This window comes from Steroidobacter sp. (assembly GCF_036402275.1).
GTDB lineage: Bacteria > Pseudomonadota > Gammaproteobacteria > Steroidobacterales > Steroidobacteraceae > Steroidobacter.
Map to the genome: position 1 here is coordinate 65,893 of NZ_DASWTF010000009.1, position 22,793 is coordinate 88,685.

Genomic DNA, 22,793 nt, shown 5'->3' on the forward strand with positions numbered 1-22,793 from the left:
AAGGTGTCATGAAGTTGTCGAGCTCGCCGCGCCTGCCCTTTCGCAATAGTGACATCGTCGCGACGGTACTGGTCGCGCTCGGCGCGATGGTCATCGCTGGTTGGGCGTTGGATCGGCCCGTGACGCTCCGCGTCGGGCTCGACAACATCGGCATGACCCTCAACGCCGCGGTGAGTTTTGTCATCGCCGGTCTGGCGTTGAGCTGCGGCCGGCCGCGAGTCCGGCTCGCGCTCGCACTGCTGCTGTTGATTCCCAGCGCGCTCACGTTGTGCGAGCACCTCTTCGAAATCGATCTATACATCGATCAGCTGTTCGGGCATTCATGGATCCTCGCGGCGGCCCCACACGAGGGCCGCATGGCCCCGCAGGTGGCCACCGCCTTCGCCTTCGCGGCCCTGGCTTTGGCGCAGCTGTCGAGACCGCAGAGCAGTCGCATGCACTGGCTGCCGCCGCTCGCCATCGGCATCGTGTTTCTGATCGCGCTGATCTCGTTGTTCGGCCGGCTGCTGCGGCTCGACATCATCTACGACTGGCATTACGCCACCCGCATCGCGCCTCACACGGCGGCTGGGTTGCTGCTGTTAGCGGCGGGCCTGGCGCAACTGACGTATCGAAGCTCGTTCAACAAGTCCGACGACGTCACCAACGACTCGCGCCGCATCCTCGCGGTGACCACGGCGGTCATCGTCGCAATCACCATCACGTGCGCAGCCGTTTGCTTCGCTGTCGTCGTGCGCCACAGTCATGACTTACAGCAGGCCGCGCTCGGACGCGAGCAGCGTAATCAAGTCGAGCTGATCGCCGCCGAGATCGCCAATCAACGGCATGAGAGCGAGCGCGTGGCATTGAGCCTGTCGCTGGCGCAGATCCTTTCCCGGCACTACACGGCGGCCAGCAAACCTACCCTGAGCGAACAGTTGCACGACTGGGCCGATCACCGCCTGCCGCTGAGTCCGGGCCTGCAAGCGGTGGAAGTGAGCGACGCGAGCGGACAAGTGTTGTTCGAGTCCGGCTCGGTAGGTCCACCGCCGACCAGTATCGTGCAACTGGATGCCGCGACTCGCATCGAAGTAGGTAACGACGCGCGCATAGTGATTCAGCGCGCCCTGCCGCCCGACTCTGCCGGTAGCGGCGGACAAATGACCATGCAGTTCGCGTTGCCACGACTGAGCGCCGCGTTGCTGTCCGACGTTTCCAGCCAGGATTTCGATACTTCCATTTGCCAGGCGCTCTCGCCGCAGTCCATGCAGTGCTTGCGCCTGTCGGCTTCGCCCCTGGCCACACTACCGATGACTCGCGATGGCGCAGGCCGCGCCGGCGCGATGAATCTGGCCTTCAGCGGCCGCAGCGGCGTGACCCTCGGCGCGGAGCCGAGTGGCGCCCGTTTCTTCGCCGCGTATGGCCCGATCGCCGGCACGCCGCTGGTGATGACACTGACGACTCCGCTGGACACGTTGTACAGCGACCTGCGTCAGCGCCTGAACATGCTGCTGTTGTTGATGATCGGCCTGGTCGGCGGCGCAGTCTGGATCCTGCGTTGGCAGATCGCGCCGCTGATCGCGAAGGTGGTCGCCGCCCGCTTGCGCGCCAACGATAGCGCCATGCATCTTGCCGCCATCATGGATACCGCCGGCGACGGCATCATCACCGTCAATCGGATCGGCACGGTGTTGAGCGCGAATCCGGCGTTCCGGCGGCTGTTCGACTCACGCGCCATCGTTGGTGAAAATCTCACGACGCTGCTGCCGGGCCTGGAACTGCGCCCCGACGAGCATGGCATGCGCTCGCTCGCCCATTGCGCCAGCGAGCCGGCCAGGGAATATCACCCCGACGGCGAGGACCGCGAGAAGCTGCATCTGCAAGTGGAATTCGCCTGGCTGGACCAGACGACGCGCAGCACGATGGTGGCGACGGTTCGCAATCTCACCTTGCTGAAGCGGGGCGAGCTGGAGCTCAGAGAAACTCACGAACGCTTGCAGGACAGCGAGCGGTTGTATCGCGACCAGGCGACCCGGCTGGCCACGCTGTTCGACAGCGTCGAAGACGCCATCGTCGTCATCAACGCCGGCGGCAATATCGAATCCTGGAATCACGGCGCTCAGCATCTGTTCGGGTACAGCGCGCAGGACATCGTCGGCAAGGACGCGCGCCTCCTGTTGCCGGAGCCGCATGCATCGCAGCTGTCACGTTACATTCAGAGCGGCGAGCGCATCCAGGCCGGGCGGATGGAGATGGAGGGCCGTCACAGCAACGGCCGCATCGTGCCCATCGAGGTCTCGATCCGGGAAATGATCATCAACGAGCAGCGCCTCTATGTGGCCGTCCTGCACGACATCTCGGTACGGCGGGAGGTCGAGCGCATGAAGTCGGAGTTCGTCTCCACCATCAGTCACGAACTGCGCACGCCGCTGACCTCGATTGCCGGCTCGCTCACCCTCATTTCGGGTGGCGCGGCTGGAGAGACACCGCCCAAGGTCGCACGCCTGGTCGGCATCGCCCGCCAGAACAGCGAGCGGCTGATCCGGCTGATCAACGACATTCTCGACCTGGAAAAGGCCGAAGCCGGCAAACTGGACTTCGCGCTCGTCGTGCGCTCGCTGCGCGACGAAGTCGCGGCGGTCGCGGAGTACAACCGCGGCTTCGCGCAAAGCCTGGGCGTGGCGATCGAGCTGGAGGATGGCGACGACTACAACGTGCTCATCGATAGCGACCGGCTCACTCAGGTGCTGACCAACTTGATTTCCAACGCCGCCAAGTTCTCTCCTCCCGGCGGTGTGGTGCGCATTCGAATCAATCGCGAAAACGACGCCGACGTGCGCGTCACGGTGAGCGACAACGGGCCGGGCATTCCGGCGGATTTCTGTGCGCGCATCTTCCAGAAATTCGCACAGGCCGACGCGTCCGACACCCGCGCCAAGGGCGGCACTGGTCTCGGGCTGTCCATCGCCAAGACCATTACCGAAAAGCTCGGCGGACGCATCGGCTTCGACACCGTGCCGGGCAAGGGCACGAGTTTTTATATCGTGCTGCCGATCCACGAACTGACGAGCGCCGAGGCCTCGAACACGCTCACGCCCGTGCAAACATCCGATGAAATGGAACGCGGCCCGGCGTTGGCCGGCGAGAGGCTGCCGCACATTCTGCACGTGGAGGACGATCAGTCGCTCACCGCCATCATGCGCGAAGCCATGTCGCGCAACGCGGTCGTCACTTCGGTGATGTCGGTCGCGGCTGGCCGCCAGCAGCTGGCCGAAAAACATTTCGACGCGGTCATTCTGGATGTCACGTTGCCGGACGGCTCGGGCCTGGATCTGCTGCCCATCCAGACCCGTCCCGGCGAACCGGCCACCGTGATTGTTTCCTACACCGCCGACGAACCGTCACGGGCGTTACGCAACGCGGTCGATGTAGCGCTGGTCAAATCGCGCCACTCCGTCACGCAACTGATGGTTACGGTGCTCGCTCACGTCGACGATGCCGCGCACCGCCATCAGAGCACGGAAAAGCGCGTCAGCTCTCATCCTTGAAAATGCCGATGGTCACCGGCTGACCTTCGGCGGCGCGCGCCCGATACATTCCGGATGTGTTGAAGCTCCATGCCATCTGGCCGTCGGGCGCGACTGCGATGATGCCGCCGTCACCCTTCAGCTCGGTGAGCTGTTTCTGAATCACGTCATCGGCCGCGGCCTGCAAGCTCATGCCGCGATAGCGCACCAGCGAGCAGATCTCGTGCGCGACACTCAGCCGGATGAAATATTCTCCAGTGCCGGTGGCGGACACGGCGCAGGATCGATTCGAGGCATACGTACCCGCGCCGACGATGGGACTGTCGCCCACGCGGCCCCAACGCTTGCCGGTCGTGCCGCCCGTCGAAGTTCCGGCCGCGACATTGCCCGACATATCGAGCACCACCACGCCGACGGTGCCTTTCTTGCCTTCGTCATGCGCCAGGCCCTTGGCCGGATCTTCGGTCCGGATGCCGGAAGGTTTGGCCGGGATGGGCAGCTTGTTGGCCTGCAGATATTTGATCAACGCATCCCAGCGGCGCTGCGTATAGAAATATCCGGGCTCGACCTGCTCCAGTCCCTGCTGGGAAGAGAACTCGTCCGCGCCCGTGCCCACCAGCATCACGTGCGGCGACGCTGACATGACGCGACGTGCCAGCGAGATCGGATGTCGGGTGCGAGTCACGCCAGCGACCGCGCCTGCCTTCAGAGTCTTGCCATCCATGATGGCGGCGTCGAGCTCGTTGCGGCCCTGAGCCGTGAACACCGCGCCGCGACCGGCATTGAACAGCGGATCGTCCTCCATCATGCCGATGGTTGCCTCGATCACATCCAGAGCCGGCTTGCCCGCCGCCAACTGTTTGGCGCCGCTCTCGGTGACCTTGCGCATGGCGTCCCGATACGCGCGCTCCTGCTCGGCGGAAAGTTGCTGGCGCTCGATCACGCCCGCGCCGCCGTGCACGACGATCGCCCAACGCGGTCCGGCTTCAGCCGTTGCCATTGCCATTCCCATGCTCGCAATGATCCATGCCGCCCAGAATGTTCGCACGAGCATCCCCCGTCCAGATGAATGAGGAAGACATGCTAGTGCGCCGCCCGCGGACGCGCCATTGGCTTATGATAGGGACATGCGCCCGCTCCACACCGTTCAGCACCTCGATTTTTCGGCCCTGCGCGTTGGCAGCTCCGACGGGCATGCGACCGCGAAGGCCATTCTCATGACGTCCGGATGCGCGGAGGTCGGGCTGGATCGGCGCTTCTCGGTTTGCGAAGGCGACCTGTATGTGATTCCGGCCGGCGCGCCGCATTCGTTCTATGGCGCGCTGTCGCCCGAAGCCACCGGCTGGGGCTTCGACCTCGGCGCGCGCTTCGACCTGCGCGATCCCAAAAAGGTGGTGACACGTCTCGATCAGCCGCGAGCTGCCGATCTGCGCGGCTGGCTCAATCGCATCCTCATCGAACAACGCAATCGCGATGCGTGCTCCCGCGCACTTTGTGAAACGCTCACTCGCGCACTACATATCGAATGCGCCCGCGTCGTCGGCATCGCCCGCTGCGGAAACGAGTCCCGTGTGGTCGCCGGCGCTCTGGAGATCATCAGCGCGGAATATGCACAGCCGCTGCGCCCCAGGGACATCGCCGAGCGACTTGGCATCTCCGCCGCTCATCTCAGCCATGAGCTGCAGCGCCGGACCGGCCGCTCGCCCAGCGAATGGATCATGCATACACGCGTCGAAGCGGCCAAAACACTGTTACTCACCTCACAGAATTCAACGGCCACGGTCGCCGAGGCCGTCGGCTACGGCGATGTATCGCAGCTCAACCGCACCTTCCGTCAGCTGACGGGCGCCACGCCCGCCGCCTGGCGACGCGCAAACGGCGCGCACAACTCGACAAACTAGTCTCTGTCGTCGGCCGCAGCGGAAGACCACAATCCGCCGTATGACTTTCCAACCGGAAGAGCTCAGCACCTGCCTCGTCATCGCACTCGCCTGCTCGGGCATCGCGATGTCTTTCACGCAAGGTTCCATGTTCGATCCGCTGCGCGCCTGGATCATGCGCCAGAACAAGCTGCTGGGCGATCTGGCGAAGTGCTTCTTCTGTCTCAGCCACTGGCTGGCGTTCGCCGGCGTCGCGATCTACCGGCCGCGACCGTTGCAGTCACATCTGCTGACGGACCTCGTCGTCTCGGCCTTCGCGATTGTGACGCTGTCGACACTCGCGTCGGGATTGATGTTCGCGAGCTTCTTCACCGCCGGCCAGTTTCACGCGCTGCGTGAGCGCATGCTTCAGGCGAGCAAGGCTTCCGTCACAGAACGAGTGTGAGCTCACGCACGGCGCGACCGTTGTCAGCTCATCGGTCGTGTGCGCCTTGCGACGTGCTTCTCACCCATCGCGAGGCCAATTTCACAGATTGCGAAACTCGCGCTGCGCATATCCAATATTGGTAATGCGTTGAAAAAAGCCCCTCGACTACCGTGCCTCCAAGCCCCGCATGCGGGCAGCAAAAAACTGGCACACGAGGATCCTGCGCATGAATTGTTTCCGGTCCAGCCGCCGCCTGAGCACGGCGGTCCTGTCGACTTTGTTGCTGGCGACGCTCGCCGGCTGCGGTGGCAGCGACAACGACACGACTCCGACGCCGCCGCCGAGCGGCAACCCCAACCCGAATCCGCCGCCTCCGCCGCCCCCACAGCCGACCATGAGTCGCCTGACGCTGACTGGCACAGTGACCGATGCTCCGATCGCCAACGCGGTCGTCACTGCCACGATCGGCGATGAAACATTCACCGTCAATGCCGACGCCAACGGCAATTACAGCCTGGAGATCGAAGTCGAGGAAGACGCCACTGACGGCTTCGTGACCTTGTCCGCGCGCGGCGTGGGTTCGCAGTCGTTTGTCGAATTCACCAGCCTTGCCGGCACGTTCGCATCGCTGCAAACGCAGGCCGGCAGCGACGAGACGTTGTCGAACACCGAAAACTTCGCCACGCAGATCACCAACGTGAGCACCGCCCAAGCCGTGCTGCTGAAAGAAGCCAACGGGGGTCAGCCGGTCACCAGCGAAGCGCTGCTGCAGACTTTGTCTGCGAGCTTGAACAGCCAGGAAGTGCTCGATCTGGCGACGGCGATCAAGCTGGTCGTCGATGACTCGGCGAATTATCCGATGCCCGATGGCGAGACTTCCCTGAGCGCCCTGCTGTCCGACAGCGCGGCGCGCGAGCAGTTCGTCGACGAGACCTACAATCAGAATCCGACGACGTTTGCGAACACTCAGGGCGCGATCGTGAGCGACAGCACGCTGACGCAGCCAGTGAGCGCCGAAACGTTACCGGCCTCGCTGACGGCCGCGATGCTTTCGGACGTTGCGGATTTCTCGTTCAACTACACCAACCGCGTGAGCTCGTACACGTTCAACGCAGACGGCACGGGCACGGCGGCCGCCGGCGACTGGCAGCAGCCGACTACCTGGACCATCGAGGGTTCGGGCGTCCGGATCACCTATGGCTCGGCCGTGGAAGTCATCAGCTACGAAGCCACCGAGTGCCCCGCCTACGCCATACAAACGCCGGTCACTTACACCAGCAATGGCGTCAAGCTCACGTTGTTGAACGAGCGCGTGCTGGCCATCACCGAGACCAGCCAGATCTCCTATCCGGAAGTGTGCGACATGGAACCGCGCACCGAGACGACCACCGTGGCGCGCACGATCCTCTCGGACGAAGACTTCGAAGTGCTCGGGCCAGACGATCTCCAGGACTCCACTCAGTCGATCTACGTTTACGTCGACGGCCTGGGCGTGAGAGCTGACATCGCCGACCTCAACGCCGACGGCACCGGCTCCACGTGGGCCTTCCAGAAGCAGTTCACCTGGGCGCTCGACGCGAGCGGCCGTGTAGTCGTGGTGACTTTCAGCGACGGCACGGTGGCGAGATTCCGCTCGCTCGGCCCGGTGGACTTTGTCACCACCGATCTTTTGTATGAGATCGTAACCCCGACCGCGCGCTTCACCGACGCAGGCGCGTCCGTGTATGCCGATCCTGAGTTGCCGCTGGTGTTCACAGCCAACGACATGGTCGGCCGCTTCTATCAATTCGGCATGGGCGTCGAAGGCAGCAGCGATACTCGCACCAAGGGCTTCCGTCTGCGCTTCGATGGCGACGGCACGGGCTCGCAGGAGAACGACTTCATCGAAGCCGATCAACTCGTGACCCAGAGCGACGCCAACACTCCGTCGCTGGGCTTCTTCTGGAACGTGGACGGCGAAGACGTGGTGGTCGAGCACACGTTCGATGTGCAAAGCCTGCAGTACAACTGCGAGCGCGGCGCCACCGACTGCATCGTTTGGGATCAGCGTCACCTGGTGCCGCTCGCCCGCAACGGCAGTCGCTTCTACTGGATGGAATACCGTCAGACCGCGCCCATCGGCGGCACGCTGGAAGAAGGCATCCCGACGACGCTGGTTCGCTTCTACGATTACGAGCCGCTCAACGCGCCCGCCATCGTGAACGGCGCCTCCGCCGACAAGACCAGCGCACGCAAGCTCCGCTTCCAAGGGGCGAGTAAGCGCTGAGCGCGCACGGCAGCCCACCGCGAAGGATCAACCTTCCGGTGGGCTCGCCACCGGCCGCATGGGCGTAGACTGCAGTTCCACGATCGAACTGCCACGCCCGCCGCCATGCCAACGCACAAGCCCTTCGCGCCCGCTTGCGAGCGCAATCAAGATCCCATTCTGGAAGTGCTCCGGCAACATTTTCACGACCGCCGGCGCGTGCTGGAAATCGGCAGCGGCACCGGCCAGCACGCCGTGTTCTTCGCGCCGGCGTTTCCTGAAGCGACGTGGCAGACCTCGGATGTCGAGGAGAACCTTCCCGGCATTCGCATGTGGCTGGACGAGGCGGCGTTACCCAACCTGCCTCCGCCTATTACGCTCGATGTCACTGGCACGTGGCCGCGCGATCGCTTCGATGCTGTGTTCTCGGCGAACTCACTGCACATCATGCCTTGGTCGGCGGTGGAGCAGTTCTTCGCAGGCGTCGCTCACGTGTTGGAGCCGGGAGGCGTGCTCGCCGTCTACGGTCCATTCAACTACAACGGCGCATACACGAGCGAAAGCAACCGTGAATTCGACGGCTGGCTGAAACAACGCTCGGCACTGAGCGCCATTCGCGATTTCGAAGCGGTAGACCGTCTGGCGCGCGGAATCGGCTGCCAACTCGTGAAGGACCACACAATGCCGGCCAATAACCGGCTGCTAGTATGGCGACGCCAAGTTCCCTCCTGAATCCGGCTAGCGAATGAAAGTTGTTGCCATATTCTCGGCGCTGCTGCTGGCGGCGCCGTTGGCTGCGAGCGCCGCCACCTTGCCCTATAAGGAAGTGAGGAACGAAGCCATTCGCTCCAGGCAGCCGGTCGTGTATGCACGCGTGGCGGACACCGGCTTGGGATTCCAGTATCGGCGCGATAGCTCGACCGGCGCTCAGGTCGGTACGTTGGTCGGAGGGTTGGCTGGCAGCATCATCGGCGCGGCGGCCGACAGGTTGGCAGACGCCAATGCCACGGAACTATCTGAGAAGGACGCAAACGCGTACTCGGCACTAATGAATCGAGACGCCGCGCAACGTGAGCTGGAGTTGGCGTTGTCCGAAAGCCTAGCCAGCTTGCCTTTGTTCTCAGCCCCGGTGGAAGTCAAGCCGCTTACGCCCGGCGCTCCGACTGACGTCAGCGCCTTCAGCGAAGATCCGGCATTGATCGTCGAGCTGTACGCTTCGCTGCTGATGGACTACCGAGGCCTGCAAGTCACCGCGTTCGCTTACGAGCTGAGCCCTTCGGCATCGGCCGCGAACCCCAAGGCCGAGGGCCGCGTGTATCGCAACCGCATCGACTACATCAGCCCGTTGCTGAGCCGGCCGCACATCAAGACCAAGGACGAAATCAAAGCGGACGTGGCCGCGGTCAAGGCAAAGTACAAAGGGCGCAAGCTCAGCAAGCAAGAGCAGGCGCAAATGCAGACCGAGCTCAAGGAAGCGGGCGCCGGCACCACGTTGGAGAAGTTTCGCGAGCCGCTGATGGAACAATGGTCGGCGAACGACGGCGCGAGGCTGCGCGATGAACTACACCACGGCGTCAAAGTCGTCGCGCAGTTGCTCGCACGCGATTGGTCGGATTACAGCCCCGTCGAGATCAGAGACGGCGTCGGCACCAAGAACTGGGGCACGCACCAGGATTCGACCGTTGATCGACAGGTGCGTGTGTACTTCGGCGGTCCCTTCGCGGGCTCGCTGGTCTCACAGCCCGCCCCATTTAACACACCCACCTGCCAGGGCATCACATTCAAGGACACAGTGCCTCGCGACACTGTGCCGAAGTTCTGCATCCTGCACTAACAATCAAATATCGAACTTCACTCCCTGCGCCAGCGGCAGGCGAGAGCCGTAGTTGATCGTGTTGGTCGCGCGGCGCATGTAGCTCTTCCAGCAATCCGAGCCGGCTTCGCGGCCGCCGCCGGTTTCCTTCTCGCCACCGAATGCGCCGCCGATCTCGGCGCCCGAGGGCCCGATGTTCACGTTGGCGATGCCGCAGTCGGAGCCGAGCGCCGACAGGAAATATTCGGCCTCGCGCAGGTCGTTGGTGAAGATGCACGAGGACAGGCCCTGGGGGACTTCGTTGTGCAGGCGAATCGCTTCGTGGAGATTCTCGTACTTCATCACGTACAGAATCGGCGCGAACGTCTCACGGCGCACCACGTCGTCTTGTGAGTTGACTTCGACCAGCGCCGGACGGACGTAGTACGCATCGTCGCCCATCTCGGGCTGTACGCGGGCGCCGCCGAGCACTTTCCCGCCGATGGCCGTGGCCTGTTGTAGGGACTGCTGCATGGTTTGGTACGACTGTTTGTCGACCAGCGGACCGATCAGCACATCCGCTCGGCGGGGGTCGCCGATGGAGACGGAGTCATAGACTTTCTTCAGGCGCGCCACGCAGTCTTCGTACACTGCGGTATGCACAAACAACCTTCGCAGGCTCGTGCAACGCTGCCCCGCTGTTCCCATCGCGCCGAAAGCGATCGCGCGCAGGGCGAGATCCATGTCGGCAGTGGGGGAAACGATTGCGCCGTTGTTGCCGCCCAGTTCGAGAATGGACTTCGCGAATCGCGCAGCCAGCTTCGGTGCGACAGTGCGGCCCATGTGTGTCGAGCCGGTCGCGGAGACAAGCGGAATGCGAGGATGGTCGACGAGCACTTCGCCAATGTCGCGGCCACCAATGAGCAATGTCGAGAGTCCGTCAGGCACGCCGCCGAACTTCTTGGCCGCCCGCTCGAAGAGCGTCTGAACGGCCAAGGCGGTCAGCGGAGTTTTCTCCGACGGTTTCCACACCACCGAGTTGCCGCATACCAGTGCGAGCGCGGCGTTCCACGACCACACCGCGACCGGGAAATTGAACGCGGAGATCACTCCGACGACACCCAGCGGATGCCAGTTCTCCATCAGCCGATGCTCGGCGCGCTCGGAAGCAATCGTCAGGCCGCACAACTGCCGCGACAAGCCGACGGCGTAGTCGCAGATGTCGATCATCTCCTGCACTTCACCCTGCCCTTCCGACAGGATCTTGCCCGCCTGCAGCGTGACGAGCCGTCCCAAATCATCTCGCGCGGCCCGCAGTTCCTCACCAAGCAACCGCACCAGTTCTCCACGTTTCGGCGCCGGCACCGCCCGCCACACCAGAAACGCCCGATGCGCCCGCTCGATCGACTCGCTCGCCTCTTTCGCCGAGCACTCCGGCACTCGCGTTACCACATCGCCGCTAATCGGCGATCGCGCGATCAAACTGCCATTCTGAAACCGCTCCGACGACACGCCGAGTCGCGCCAAGGTTTCGCCCACATCCTGGATGACGTTCAACTGAGTCATGATTACCCCGCGTAGGCGCGCCCGAAGCGATTCGACAGGAAAGTTTGCAAATCGATGTCTTCCTGCCGAATGAACCCACGGTCAGCGATCTTTCCAGTGGCGAGCAGGTCGAGAACGCCGGTGATGCCGGCGGCGGTCGTGATTTGAATCGCGCTCCGCATGACGCCGCCGATCTCGGCGCTGTAAATCTTGTTAGCGTACGTGTCCTGCACGAGCTGACCGTTGCGCATGCCACTCACAGTGACGAACACAATCACCACATCCTGCAGCGTCGCCGGCAGCGCGTTCTCGAGAATGTCCTTGAGCACATCGCGCCGATCTCGCAACCTCAGATCGTTCAACAGCGCCTTCATGATGGCGGCGTGGCCGGGATAACGAATGGTGCGGTAATTGAGGTTGCGCACCTTGCCAGCCAGCGTTTCGCACATCGAACCCAAACCGCCCGACGTGTTGAATGCCTCGTAGGTCACACCGTCCAGCGAGAACTCTTCCAGCTCCTCCATCGGGGGCACTTCGCGACGCTCGCCATTGACGATGGCTTCGCAGGGCTCGCAATACTCGTTGATGAGCCCCTCGGTGCTCCACGTCAGGTTGTAGTTCAGCGCATTGGACGGAAACTTCGGCAGCGCCCCCACCCGCATGCGCACGTCGTGCAACGTGTCGAATCGACGCACCAGATCGTACGCGGCAATAGTGATGAAGCCCGGCGCGAGACCGCACTGAGGAATGAACGCCGTCTGCGCTCCTTCCGCCAGACGCTTCACCTTGCGCGTGGTCGCCACGTCCTCGGTGAGATCCAGATAGTGCGCGCCAACTTCCTTGGCTGCGACGGCGATGTCGCCGGTCAGATTGAACGGCACCGCGCTCAACACCGCGAAACTGCCCTTGAGCAAGGAGCTCAGAGCGCGCGGATCGGTCACATCCACCGCCTTGGTTTCGATGGCGGGATTCAAGCCATTGAAGCGGCCCATGGCTCGATCGGCCAGGGTAACGCGATAGTCGCCGCTGGCGGCGAGCATATCGGCAATGGTGACGCCGATTTTGCCGGCGCCTGCGACCACGATGTGTTTCATGACCGCATTGTGGATAGCGCCCGCGTCAGCCGGTATTGCCAAAGCGCCGAGCTGCCGGCAATGTTTCGGCGTTTTGTCGGTTACCCTCGTCGTTTTGCCGTGAGCCCATCCGTTTTCGCATGAAGCAGCGCCCGCAACCTCTGGATTCCGTCGATCAGCAACTGATTGCGTTGTTGCGGGAGAACGCTCGCGCCCCGACCGCCGCCCTGGCGCGCAGCCTCGGCTTGTCGCGCACGACCGTGCAAAGCCGGCTCGAACGGCTAGAGCGCTCCAAGGTCATCACCGGTTACTCGGTGCGCCTGTCCGAAGCGCAAGAACGCGGCGCCGTGCACGCTTACATCATGATCACGGTCAAACCCAAACACGCGAGCCAGGTCGAGCGCGAGGTCCGCAAGCTCAGCGAAGTGCGAGTGCTTCAGGCGGTCAGCGGCTCGTTCGACATGATGGCGCTCGCGGTGGCCGATTCGATCACCGACATGGACGAGCTGATCGACGCCATCGGCGAGCTCGACGGCGTCGAACGCACCACCTCGTCCATCGTGCTCTCGACCAAATTCGAACGCTGAAACCTGCCAGTTTTTAGCCAGTTGAGCGACTTCGGCCGACAGGAATGCGCCGAGCTTGCGCCGCGTGGCGCGGCTGTATATACAGCCAGCCATGGAGTTGGAAACCAAGCTCGCCATTCTGGCCGACGCCGCCAAGTACGATGCCTCGTGCGCCAGCAGTGGCGCGCCCAAGCGCAGCGCCGCTCCGGGCAAAGGCATGGGCTCGACGACCGGCATGGGCATCTGCCACAGCTACACGCCCGACGGCCGCTGCGTCTCGCTGCTCAAGATCCTGCTGACCAACTTCTGCCTGTACGACTGCCTCTACTGCATCAACCGACGCTCGAGCGATATTCCGCGAGCGCGGTTCTCGGTGCAGGAAGTCGTCGATCTCACACTCTCTTTCTATAGGCGCAACTATATCGAAGGGTTGTTCCTCAGCTCCGGCATCATTCGCAACGCCGACTACACCATGGAGCAACTGGTTCTCGTCGCACGCACCCTGCGCGAGGAACACGAGTTCCGCGGCTACATACATTTGAAGACGATCCCCGAAGCCAGCCCGGAGTTGGTCGAAGCCGCCGGACGTTATGCGGATCGCCTGAGCGTCAATATCGAACTGCCGACGCGCGAGGCGCTCACCACCCTGGCACCCGAAAAGAGCGATGTTTCCATCAAGCGCGCCATGGGCGAGATCCGCCTCAAACTCGATGAAAAGGCTGAAGCCGGCGCCAATGCCCCGAAGTTCTCGCCCGCTGGTCAAAGCACTCAGCTCATCGTCGGCGCGGATGACAGCTCGGACGCTTCGATCATGGAGACGGCCGACGCGCTGTATCGCTCGTACAAGCTGCGTCGGATCTACTACTCAGCCTTCAGCCCGATTCAGCGCGCATCAGCACGCCTGCCCAATCGCGCGCCACCGCTGATGCGCGAGCACCGTTTGTATCAGGCCGATTGGCTCATGCGTTACTACGAATTCTCGCTCGGCGAGCTGTCGCATGCCATGCCCGGCGGCAAGTTGGATTTGAGCGTGGACCCCAAGACGACCTGGGCGCTCGCCAATCGTGATCAGTTCCCTGTCGACGTGAACACCGCCGATCGGCATTTACTGCTGCGAGTCCCTGGGCTCGGAGTGCGCGTGATCGATCGCATCATCAGCTCACGTAGGCATCGGCGGCTACGCTACGAAGACCTGAAAACAATGGGCGCGACGCTGAAACGCGCCCGTCATTTCATCTGCACGGCCGACTATCGGCCCCCGCAGACCGATCGCGACTCCGACGGGCTGCGTCGCGCTTTGCTGACGAGCCCGCAACAGCAGTCGTTGTTCTGAATATGTATTCGGCTTGCGTGCAAGAGTATGCGCAATGGCGAGACGTGGCGCGTCCGCTGCTCTCCGCCGACGTCGCGCCGGAGAACATGGAATGGCGGCTGGGGCAACGCTTCGAGCCATTGCAACTTGCAATGCCGGAAGCGACACGGCTGCGACTGTCCCGCCGCTTGATCGAGCTGCTGGAAACCATCAGCTGCTATCGCCACGACGGCCGCTGGGACCTCATGTATCGCCTGGCGTGGCGCTCGCTGCGACAGCCGCATCTGCTGGAAGATGCAGCCGATCTGGACGTGCATCGCGCGATGCAAATGGAAAACGCCGTCAATCGCGAAGTTCACAAGATGCACGCGTTCGTCCGCTTCCGCGAAATGACGGACGAGAACGGCGTGAAGAAATACTTCGCGTGGTTCGAGCCCACGCATGAGATTCTTCGTTTGGGCGTGCCGTTCTTCTGCAAACGCTTCCCGAACATGGACTGGATGATCGCCACGCCCGATGGCGCCGCGCTGTGGCAAGACGGCGAGCTCCAATTCGTCGAGACGCCGGATAAATCGTTGCTCCCCAAGGCGGACGCACACGAAGGGCTGTGGCGCACGTACTATCGAAACATCTGCAATGTCTCGCGGATCAACCCGCCAGCCATGCGGCGTGAGATGCCGCAGCGTTACTGGCGCAACCTGCCCGAGTCGGTCGAGATTCAGACGCTGTTACGCGATGGCCAGGCGAATTTCGAGCAGCGTCAAAAGGAAGCGTTGGACATGGAATTAGCCAAAGCCCGCGCCATGCAACGCGCCCTCGCCGACTTGCCTGATTACACGGGAGGGCCGGCGGCCTGCCGACGCTGCGATATCTGGCGTCATGCGACTCAAGCCGTCCTCGGCGAGGGCTCGACATCAGCCGTGATCATGCTGGTTGGCGAGCAGCCGGGCGATGAGGAAGACCTGCGTGGCCGCCCCTTCGTCGGCCCCGCCGGTCGCGTGCTCAACGCCGCCATCAAAGACGCCAGTTTGGAACGCAGCGAGCTGTACATCACCAACGCCGTCAAACATTTCAAATGGCAGCCGCGCGGCAAGCGTCGGCTGCACAAACGGCCGGAGGCAGCAGAAATCGCCGCTTGCAATCATTGGCTCGATGCCGAGATCTCACAAGTCAAACCTCGCATCATCGTGGCGCTGGGCGCATCGGCGCTGCGCGCGATCGCCGGGCGGACGGATTCCATCGAGTCCGCCCGCCAGTTGCACATTCCTCATGCGAGCGGGGCGCAAATCGTGTGCACATACCATCCATCCGCCATCCTGCGGGCCGATCCGACGAACGCCGAGCAATTGCGCACTCACCTGGTCGGCGATTTGCGCCGCGCGCGGGAACTCGCCGCCTGAGGACACATTTGACTTACAGATGTCCGCGATGCCCCCACCGCTGGTGACCGTCACCGAGAACGGCCTGTATTGCCCGGCCGGTGAGTTTCACATCGATCCGTGGCGACCGGTGCCGACGGCAGTCATCACGCACGCGCACGGCGACCATCTGCGTTATGGCAGTACGCGTTATCTGGTAGCGGAACCTGGCGTCGGCATTGCGCGGCATCGCCTGGGAATGGATCACCATCCCACACCGTTGAAATACGGCGAACGATTGCAGCTCGGTGCAACCACCGTCTCGCTGCACCCAGCAGGTCATATCCTCGGCTCGGCGCAAGTTCGCATCGAGCACAAAGGACAGGTGTGGGTGGTGTCCGGCGATTACAAACGTCAGCCCGACCCGACCTGCGAGCCGTTCGAGCCGCTACCGTGCGACGTGTTCATCAGCGAAGCCACGTTCGCCCTGCCCGTCTATCAATGGCAGCCCACCGGCGAAGTCGTGGAAGAAATCTTCCACTGGTGGCAGGCGAATCGCGACCGGGGCCTGGCTTCCGTGCTTTTTTGTTATGCGTTAGGCAAAGCGCAACGCGTGCTGGCGGAGCTGCGCGCTTTCACGGACGAGACCATCTATCTCCACGGCGCAGTGAACATCCTGACCGACGTCTATCGTAAAGAAGGCGTCGCGATGCTCCCGACAATGCCCGTCACCGGTGAACGCAAGACCGACTACCGCGGCGCCTTGATCATCGCGCCTCCAAGCGCGGCCGGCACGCCATGGATGCGACGCTTCGGCGATCATTCGAGCGGCTTCTGCTCAGGCTGGATGCGCGTGCGCGGCAATCGTCGCCGACGCGGCTACGACCGTGGGTTCGTGCTATCGGATCATGTCGATTGGCCCGGCCTCATCGATACGTTCAAGGCCACCGGCGCGCGCAAGATCCTGCTGACTCACGGCTACTCCGACGCCCTCGCCCGCTATTTGAACGAGCTCGGCATGGCGGCCGGCGCGCTCGAAACTGCGTATGGCGACGAGGAGCAGCAATGAGGGCCTTCGCCGCGCTGTTCGAAGAGCTCGACACCACGCAGTCCACCAATCTCAAAGTGGCGGCGATGTCGCGTTACTTTCGCGAAGCGCCGCCCGCTGACGCTGCCTGGGCCGTCTATATATTGTCGGGCCGAAGGCTGAAACGTTTCATCGGTCCCGCGCTGTTGAAGCGCTGGTTGATCGAAGAAGCCGCGCTGCCGGAATGGCTCATCGACGAGTCTTACAGCTCGGTCGGCGATCTGGCCGAAACCATCGCCTTGCTGACGGCAGGCACAGCGCACAGCGAAGCGAGCTCCGACGACACTCCGCTCGCCGACTGGATCGAAGAACGACTACTGCCACTGCGAGAAGCCAGCGAGGACGTGCAGCGACAAACCATCGCCGGCTGGTGGCGCGAGCTGCCTTATCGCCAATGTTTCCTGTTGAACAAACTGCTGACGGGCGAATTGCGCGTCGGCGTGTCGCAGCTGCTGGTGACACGTGCATTGGCCGATGTCACAGGCATCGAGCGTACCGAGCTGGCTGGCCGACTCATGGGCGAGTGGCAACCGGGCGCGCTGTTCTGGCAAGCGTTGCACGCAGCAGAAAGTCCTCGTACCGATCCTGCTGTTCCCTATCCGTTCTTTCTCGCCTCACCGCTCGAAGGCGATCCATCTCAGCTCGGCGAGCGCGACGCGTGGCAGGCGGAATGGAAGTGGGATGGCATTCGCGGCCAGCTCATCCGTCGCGCGGCCGAATGTCACCTGTGGTCTCGCGGCGAGGAGCGCATCACCGAGCGGTTCCCTGAAATCGTCGACGCGGCAGCCTCGTTACCGGACGGCGTCGTGCTCGACGGCGAAGTGGTCGCCTGGAAAGACGGCCGCGTCCAGCCGTTCGCTTTGTTACAGCAGCGCATCGGACGCAAGAAGCTGACGGCCGCGATTCTTGCGACTGTACCGGTGGAGTTTCTCGCTTATGATTTGCTGGAGCTGGAAGGCCGGGACCTGCGATCCGCACCGCTGCGCGAACGTCGCGAGCACTTGGAACGATTGCTGGCGCAAGCATCGCCGCTCCTGCAAGTGTCGCCGTTGGTCACGGCTCCCACGTGGGAAGACCTTGCAGCGGAACGCGCCGATTCGCGACAACGCAACGTCGAAGGCCTGATGCTCAAAGCGCTGGATTCCAGCTACGGCACGGGCCGCCAGCGCGGCGCGTGGTGGAAATGGAAAATCGATCCGCATTCCTTCGACGCCGTCATGATTTACGCGCAGCCCGGACAAGGTCGCCGTTCCAACCTTTACACCGACTACACCTTCGGCGTATGGCGCGACCAAGAGCTCGTGCCCGTAGCGAAAGCGTATTCTGGGTTGAGCAACCCCGAGATCGAACAGCTGGACCGCTGGATCCGTGCGCACACATTGGAGAAATTCGGCCCGGTCCGTTCCGTCGAGCCTTCGCAGGTATTCGAGCTGGCGTACGAAGGCATCGCCGCGTCCGGCCGACATAAATCGGGCATCGCATTGCGCTTTCCGAGAATCCTGCGCTGGCGCACCGACAAGCCTGCCGCCGAAGCGGACACGCTCGCAAATCTGCAAGCCATGCTCACATCCACCACCGGCGCGGCCCCTGACGCGAGCCATGGAAGCAGCTAACATTTCGCGAGCTCACTCATGAATCGCGCAGGAGGTCGGATGATTATGGAATTTTTTCGCCGCGCAGCTCTGGCATCGATGGCCGCGCTGTTGTTTGCAGCGGCGCTACCGAGCGCGAACGCAGCCGAGCGTCCGGAAGTCATTCATCAGCTGCGCGTCTATGAGATCTTCGAAAACAACAAGCAGGCGTTTCACGAGCGCTTTCGCGATCACGCCATGCGCATCATGGCCAAGTACGATTTCAACATCGTCGCCATGTGGGAAACTCAGCAGAACGGCCGCACCGAGTTCGTGTACCTGCTGCAATGGCCGGATCAGGCCACGCTGAAGGATCGCTGGGCCAGGTTCATGGCCGACAAGGAATGGGCCGACATCAAGAAACGCACCGCCGCCGAGCACGGCCGGCTGGTCGGCGAAATCGAAGATCGCGTCATGACGGTGACGGACTATTCGCCGACCAAGATCTTTCAACGACCCGTGCAGCTTTAGCCAACAACTGAAAAAGGAGGGACCGCCGTGAAATATTCAGGCAGCTGTCATTGCGGGGACGTCGCGTTCGAGTTCGAAGGCGCGTTCGAAGAAGTCATCGAATGCAACTGCTCACACTGCAGTCGCAAGGGATACTTGCTGACGTTCGTGCCGCACGAGCAGTTCAGGTTGAAGTCCGGGGAAGCCAGCTTGAGCAAGTACACGTTCAACAAGCACGTGATCGATCATCACTTCTGCAAACGTTGCGGCTGCGCGCCGTTCGGCGTCGGCGCCAAGCCGGACGGCGGCAAGATGGCCGCCATCAACGTGCGTTGCCTGGACAACTTCGACCTGGCGAGCGTCAAGCGCACGCCGGTGGACGGCAAGTCCTTCTAGTTCACGACCACGGGCTGATAGTTTTGGGCAAGCGGCATTGGCTCCGGCGCCAATGCCAGGGCCTCGCGCGCCAGCTCGATCAAGCGTCGCGTGCAGTATTCATATTCGCCGCGAGTCACGATGATCGACAGCGACACCGTGCCGGCCTGCTCCGTCATGCGCAGCATGGCCCTCTCGGGATCGATCCGGATAGCGTCGGCACGGCCCGCGTCCGGGCGCACTTGATCGCGTCCTGTCGCCTGCGCCGCGCGCAGCAGGTTTTTCAAATCTCTATAGATCGCAGAGCCCGCGCCGGCTTCGAGCAAGGCAGTAAAGGTCAGGGTCGCGGCTTCGATATCGATCCGCAGACGACTGACGCGTCCGTCCGGCCATTCGATGTCCAGAGGCATGCGGCCGACGCGCAACTTGCCTTCCTGGAAACCGCGCAGCGCGCCACGCTCCACCAGGGCACGCAAGGCCGTACAGACTGCCTTGACCTCTTTCGACCGCCGGATCGGCGCCACAAAGTCACAGGAGTGGGTCATTGTCCGTGTGATTACTCAAATGCTGATTCACCTACTTATCGGTAGGCGGGCATAGGATAGGCGCTCGCGGCAGTCGGCTCCAGTCCCTTTTGCGCAAGTTTCATGCACGAATGCCGCGAATCGAATACAGTGACGCCCCCATTTCACGGTCGATCCTTTAGCCACGTTCAATGAGTCAAGACAGCTCCTTGTCAGCTAACGCGCGGGACAATCTGCGCCAGGCGGCCCTCGACTATCACGAGCGCCCCACGCCCGGAAAGCTGGCCATCACGGCCACCAAGCAACTGACCAACCAGCGCGACCTTGCGTTGGCCTACTCCCCCGGCGTGGCCGCGGCCTGCGAAGCCATCGCCGCCGATCCGCTGGCGGCATTTCGTTACACCGCGCGCGGCAATCTGGTGGCCGTCATCAGCAACGGCACGGCCGTGCTCGGCCTCGGCGCCATCGGTCCGCTCGCCTCCAAGCCGGTGATGGAAGGCAAGGCGGTGCTGTTCAAGAAGTTCGCCGGCATCGACGTGTTCGATATCGAGCTCGATGTGACCGATCCGGACCGGCTGGTCGACGTGATCGCCGCGCTCGAGCCCACCTTCGGCGGCATCAACCTCGAAGACATCAAGGCGCCGGAGTGCTTCATCATCGAGCGCCGCCTGCGTGAGCGCATGAAAATCCCGGTGTTCCATGACGATCAGCATGGCACCGCCATCATCGTCGCGGCCGCCGTGCTCAACGGCTTGCAAGTGGTCGGCAAGGACATCAAGTCGGTCAAGCTCGCGGTCAGTGGCGCGGGCGCCGCGGCGCTCGCCTGCGTCGATCTGCTGGTCGACATCGGCTTGCCACGCGAAAACGTGTGGCTCACCGATCTTGCGGGCGTGGTTTACACCGGCCGCAAGGAATTGATGGATCCCGAGAAGGAACGTTTCGCGCAGCCCACCGACAAGCGCACGCTGGCGGAAATCATCGTCGATGCCGACATATTCCTGGGCTTGTCCGCCGGCGGCGTGCTCAAGCCGCAGATGGTCGCGACGATGAAGTCGAAGCCGCTGATTCTGGCGCTGGCCAACCCGACGCCCGAGATTCTGCCGGAAGAAGTCGCGGCGGTTCGCAGCGACGCCGTGATGGCCACCGGCCGCACGGACTACCCGAATCAGGTGAACAACGTGCTGTGCTTCCCGTACATATTCCGGGGCGCGCTCGATGTCGGAGCCACGACGATCACGCGCTCGATGGAAATCGCAGCCGTGCATGCCATCGCCGATCTGGCGCGCCAGGAACAGAACGACATCGTGGCGAGCGCCTACAACACGGAAAACCTGACGTTCGGTCCGCAGTACATCATTCCGAAGCCTTTCGATCCGCGCCTGATCGTGAAGATCGCGCCCGCCGTCGCGAAGGCTGCGATGGACAGCGGCGTGGCTTCGCGTCCCATTCAGGATTTCGATGCTTACGGCCAGAAGCTGCAACAGTTCGTTTATCACAGCGGCACGTTCATGCAGCCGGTATTCGCAGCCGCGCGTCGCGTCGCTCCGGAGCATGCGCGCATCATCTTCGCCGAGGGTGAAGAAGAGCGCGTGCTGCGCGCCGCGCAGATCCTGGTCGACGAGAAGCTGGGCCGGCCGATCCTGATCGGTCGTCGCGCAGTCATCGACAAACGCATTCAGAAATACGGCCTGCGCTTGAAGCGCGACGAGCACTTCACCAACGTGGACCCGGAGAACGATCCGCGTTATCGCGAATATTGGGACGACTATCGTCGCCTGATGGGTCGGCAGGGCGTCACTGCGCAGTACGCGAAGCTCGAGATGCGTCGACGCACGACGCTGATCGCGGCGATGCTCCTGAAGAAGGGCGAAGGCGACGGCATGATCTGCGGCACCATCAGTAGCAGCGGCCGACATCTCAAATACGTCGATCGCGTGCTCGGCAGACAGCCGAACACCAGCGTGTACGGAGCGATGAGCGCCCTGGTGCTGCCAGGCCGTCAGCTGTTCATCGTCGATACTCACGTGAATCTGGATCCGACGGCGGAACAGCTGGCGGAAATCACGTTGATGGCGGCGGAAGGCGTGCGCAAGTTCGGCATCGAGCCGAAAGTCGCGCTGATCTCACATTCGAACTTCGGCACCAGCGACGCACCGTCGGCGCTGAAAATGCGCAAGGTGCTGGAGCTCGTGCGAGCCCGCGCGCCCGAACTGGAAATCGATGGTGAGATGCATGGCGATTCGGCGCTCGATGAAGCGACTCGCAAGGCCGCGCTGCCCGAGACGACGCTGAAAGGCTCGGCCAACCTGCTGGTGCTGCCGAACCTGGATTCGGCGAATATCGCTTACAACCTGCTCAAGACCGCCGCGGGTCAGAACGTGGCCATCGGCCCCATTCTGCTCGGCTGCGCCGCGCCGGTGCACATCCTGACGCCGTCTGTGACAGTGCGCCGGATCGTGAATATGGCGGCGCTCACCGTCGTGCATGCGAACGCGGCCAAGCAGATTACTTTGGGCTTGTCCTCGCCCTGATTTGGTAACAAATCGCCGTCCCTCCTGTTGCGAGGAGGGACGGCGCCGGCTCGATCGACCGGCGATCAACGATCGAACTTGTGCGACAGAATTTCGCCGCTGCGGCGGTCGATCATCACTTCGATTTCACGGCCCTGCGCGTCGTAACCCTCGACCTCGGCCAGCAAATCGCGCATTTCGATTTCCTTGACCTTGATCCCTTGCGCCGTGAGACGGCTTTCGATCTCGCCGGCGCTCAGCGCGTTGGCCGGCACGTCGACCACCTTCTCGGCGTTCTGCGCCCAGGCCGAAGCGCCCGCGACGCCGGCCAAGGTCACCACGGTGGCAAACAGCACGGCGCGGACGCCGCTCGAACGCGTTCCAATAGTCATGTCACTTCTCCTGTGTAAAATCGGCTGAAAACTGGCGCCCGCACGCACCGTGGGCGCCATGGCGACGTAATCTACGTGCGGCGCGCTGACGGCAGTCCGTCGCCCAGCGTCAGCTTGGCG

General features: G+C 62.9%; 19 protein-coding genes. 14 read left to right on the forward strand and 5 right to left on the reverse strand.

The annotated features are described in order from the left end of the window. The first annotated feature begins 8 nt into the window (after positions 1-8). Complete coding sequence (locus VGD45_RS02905) at positions 9-3,527, forward strand: ATP-binding protein (protein WP_331153766.1); 3,519 nt, start codon at positions 9-11, stop codon at positions 3,525-3,527. Here the strand turns inward: VGD45_RS02905 and VGD45_RS02910 are convergent. Next, entirely contained in the window at positions 3,511-4,506 is a 996-nt protein-coding gene (locus VGD45_RS02910) for an isoaspartyl peptidase/L-asparaginase (RefSeq protein WP_331153767.1), read from the reverse strand. The two genes, VGD45_RS02905 and VGD45_RS02910, sit on opposite strands and share 17 nt — an antisense overlap. Before the next feature lie 127 nt (positions 4,507-4,633). Here VGD45_RS02910 and VGD45_RS02915 point away from each other — a divergent pair, with 127 nt between their 5' ends. The 5 genes from VGD45_RS02915 to VGD45_RS02935 all read left to right on the forward strand — a co-directional run bounded on the left by VGD45_RS02915 (position 4,634) and on the right by VGD45_RS02935 (position 9,892). Beyond that, positions 4,634-5,407, forward strand: a complete 774-nt coding sequence (locus VGD45_RS02915; RefSeq protein ID WP_331153768.1) for an AraC family transcriptional regulator — start codon at positions 4,634-4,636, stop codon at positions 5,405-5,407. Between the two features lie 40 nt (positions 5,408-5,447). Continuing rightward, a complete protein-coding gene (locus tag VGD45_RS02920; protein ID WP_331153769.1) occupies positions 5,448-5,831 on the forward strand; it encodes a DUF1360 domain-containing protein in 384 nt (127 codons plus the stop codon). 208 nt (positions 5,832-6,039) lie between these two features. After that, positions 6,040-8,079, forward strand: a complete 2,040-nt coding sequence (locus VGD45_RS02925) for a carboxypeptidase-like regulatory domain-containing protein (RefSeq protein WP_331153770.1) — start codon at positions 6,040-6,042, stop codon at positions 8,077-8,079. 105 nt (positions 8,080-8,184) lie between these two features. After that, positions 8,185-8,790: a DUF938 domain-containing protein gene (locus VGD45_RS02930; RefSeq protein WP_331153771.1), complete on the forward strand. Its 606-nt coding sequence runs from the start codon at positions 8,185-8,187 to the stop codon at positions 8,788-8,790. A 13-nt stretch (positions 8,791-8,803) separates the two neighbouring features. Then, positions 8,804-9,892, forward strand: coding sequence for a hypothetical protein (locus VGD45_RS02935; protein ID WP_331153772.1), 1,089 nt, complete (start codon positions 8,804-8,806; stop codon positions 9,890-9,892). 3 nt (positions 9,893-9,895) lie between these two features. Here VGD45_RS02935 and VGD45_RS02940 read toward each other — a convergent pair whose 3' ends face one another. Both VGD45_RS02940 and VGD45_RS02945 read right to left on the reverse strand, forming a co-directional pair. Further along, complete coding sequence (locus VGD45_RS02940) at positions 9,896-11,416, reverse strand: aldehyde dehydrogenase family protein (RefSeq protein ID WP_331153773.1); 1,521 nt, start codon at positions 11,414-11,416, stop codon at positions 9,896-9,898. A gap of 2 nt (positions 11,417-11,418) precedes the next feature. Further along, the gene (locus tag VGD45_RS02945) at positions 11,419-12,489 is read right to left on the reverse strand and encodes a saccharopine dehydrogenase family protein (RefSeq protein ID WP_331153774.1); all 1,071 of its coding nucleotides are present in this window, start codon (positions 12,487-12,489) and stop codon (positions 11,419-11,421) included. 119 nt (positions 12,490-12,608) lie between these two features. On the opposite strand from VGD45_RS02945, the gene VGD45_RS02950 reads away from it, so the two are divergent. The 7 genes from VGD45_RS02950 to VGD45_RS02980 all read left to right on the forward strand — a co-directional run bounded on the left by VGD45_RS02950 (position 12,609) and on the right by VGD45_RS02980 (position 19,268). After that, the gene (locus VGD45_RS02950) at positions 12,609-13,055 is read left to right on the forward strand and encodes an Lrp/AsnC family transcriptional regulator (protein WP_331153775.1); all 447 of its coding nucleotides are present in this window, start codon (positions 12,609-12,611) and stop codon (positions 13,053-13,055) included. Positions 13,056-13,146: 91 nt separating this feature from the next. Further along, the gene (locus VGD45_RS02955) at positions 13,147-14,367 is read left to right on the forward strand and encodes a putative DNA modification/repair radical SAM protein (protein ID WP_331153776.1); all 1,221 of its coding nucleotides are present in this window, start codon (positions 13,147-13,149) and stop codon (positions 14,365-14,367) included. Positions 14,368-14,384: 17 nt separating this feature from the next. Beyond that, a complete protein-coding gene (locus tag VGD45_RS02960; protein ID WP_331153777.1) occupies positions 14,385-15,746 on the forward strand; it encodes a UdgX family uracil-DNA binding protein in 1,362 nt (453 codons plus the stop codon). Between the two features lie 28 nt (positions 15,747-15,774). After that, entirely contained in the window at positions 15,775-16,773 is a 999-nt protein-coding gene (locus VGD45_RS02965) for a ligase-associated DNA damage response exonuclease (protein WP_349263200.1), read from the forward strand. Beyond that, complete coding sequence (locus VGD45_RS02970) at positions 16,770-18,404, forward strand: ATP-dependent DNA ligase (protein WP_331153779.1); 1,635 nt, start codon at positions 16,770-16,772, stop codon at positions 18,402-18,404. Before VGD45_RS02965 ends, VGD45_RS02970 begins: the two co-directional genes overlap by 4 nt. A gap of 39 nt (positions 18,405-18,443) precedes the next feature. Beyond that, positions 18,444-18,893, forward strand: a complete 450-nt coding sequence (locus VGD45_RS02975; protein WP_331153780.1) for an NIPSNAP family protein — start codon at positions 18,444-18,446, stop codon at positions 18,891-18,893. Positions 18,894-18,920: 27 nt separating this feature from the next. Next, entirely contained in the window at positions 18,921-19,268 is a 348-nt protein-coding gene (locus VGD45_RS02980) for a GFA family protein (protein ID WP_331153781.1), read from the forward strand. On the opposite strand, the gene VGD45_RS02985 is transcribed toward VGD45_RS02980, so the two are convergent. After that, complete coding sequence (locus VGD45_RS02985) at positions 19,265-19,792, reverse strand: hypothetical protein (RefSeq protein ID WP_331153782.1); 528 nt, start codon at positions 19,790-19,792, stop codon at positions 19,265-19,267. The two genes, VGD45_RS02980 and VGD45_RS02985, sit on opposite strands and share 4 nt — an antisense overlap. Positions 19,793-19,962: 170 nt before the next feature. On the opposite strand from VGD45_RS02985, the gene VGD45_RS02990 reads away from it, so the two are divergent. Beyond that, positions 19,963-22,302: an NADP-dependent malic enzyme gene (locus VGD45_RS02990; RefSeq protein WP_349263199.1), complete on the forward strand. Its 2,340-nt coding sequence runs from the start codon at positions 19,963-19,965 to the stop codon at positions 22,300-22,302. A 65-nt stretch (positions 22,303-22,367) separates the two neighbouring features. Here VGD45_RS02990 and VGD45_RS02995 read toward each other — a convergent pair whose 3' ends face one another. Then, positions 22,368-22,673: a PepSY domain-containing protein gene (locus tag VGD45_RS02995; RefSeq protein WP_331153784.1), complete on the reverse strand. Its 306-nt coding sequence runs from the start codon at positions 22,671-22,673 to the stop codon at positions 22,368-22,370. Between the last annotated feature and the right edge of the window lie 120 nt (positions 22,674-22,793).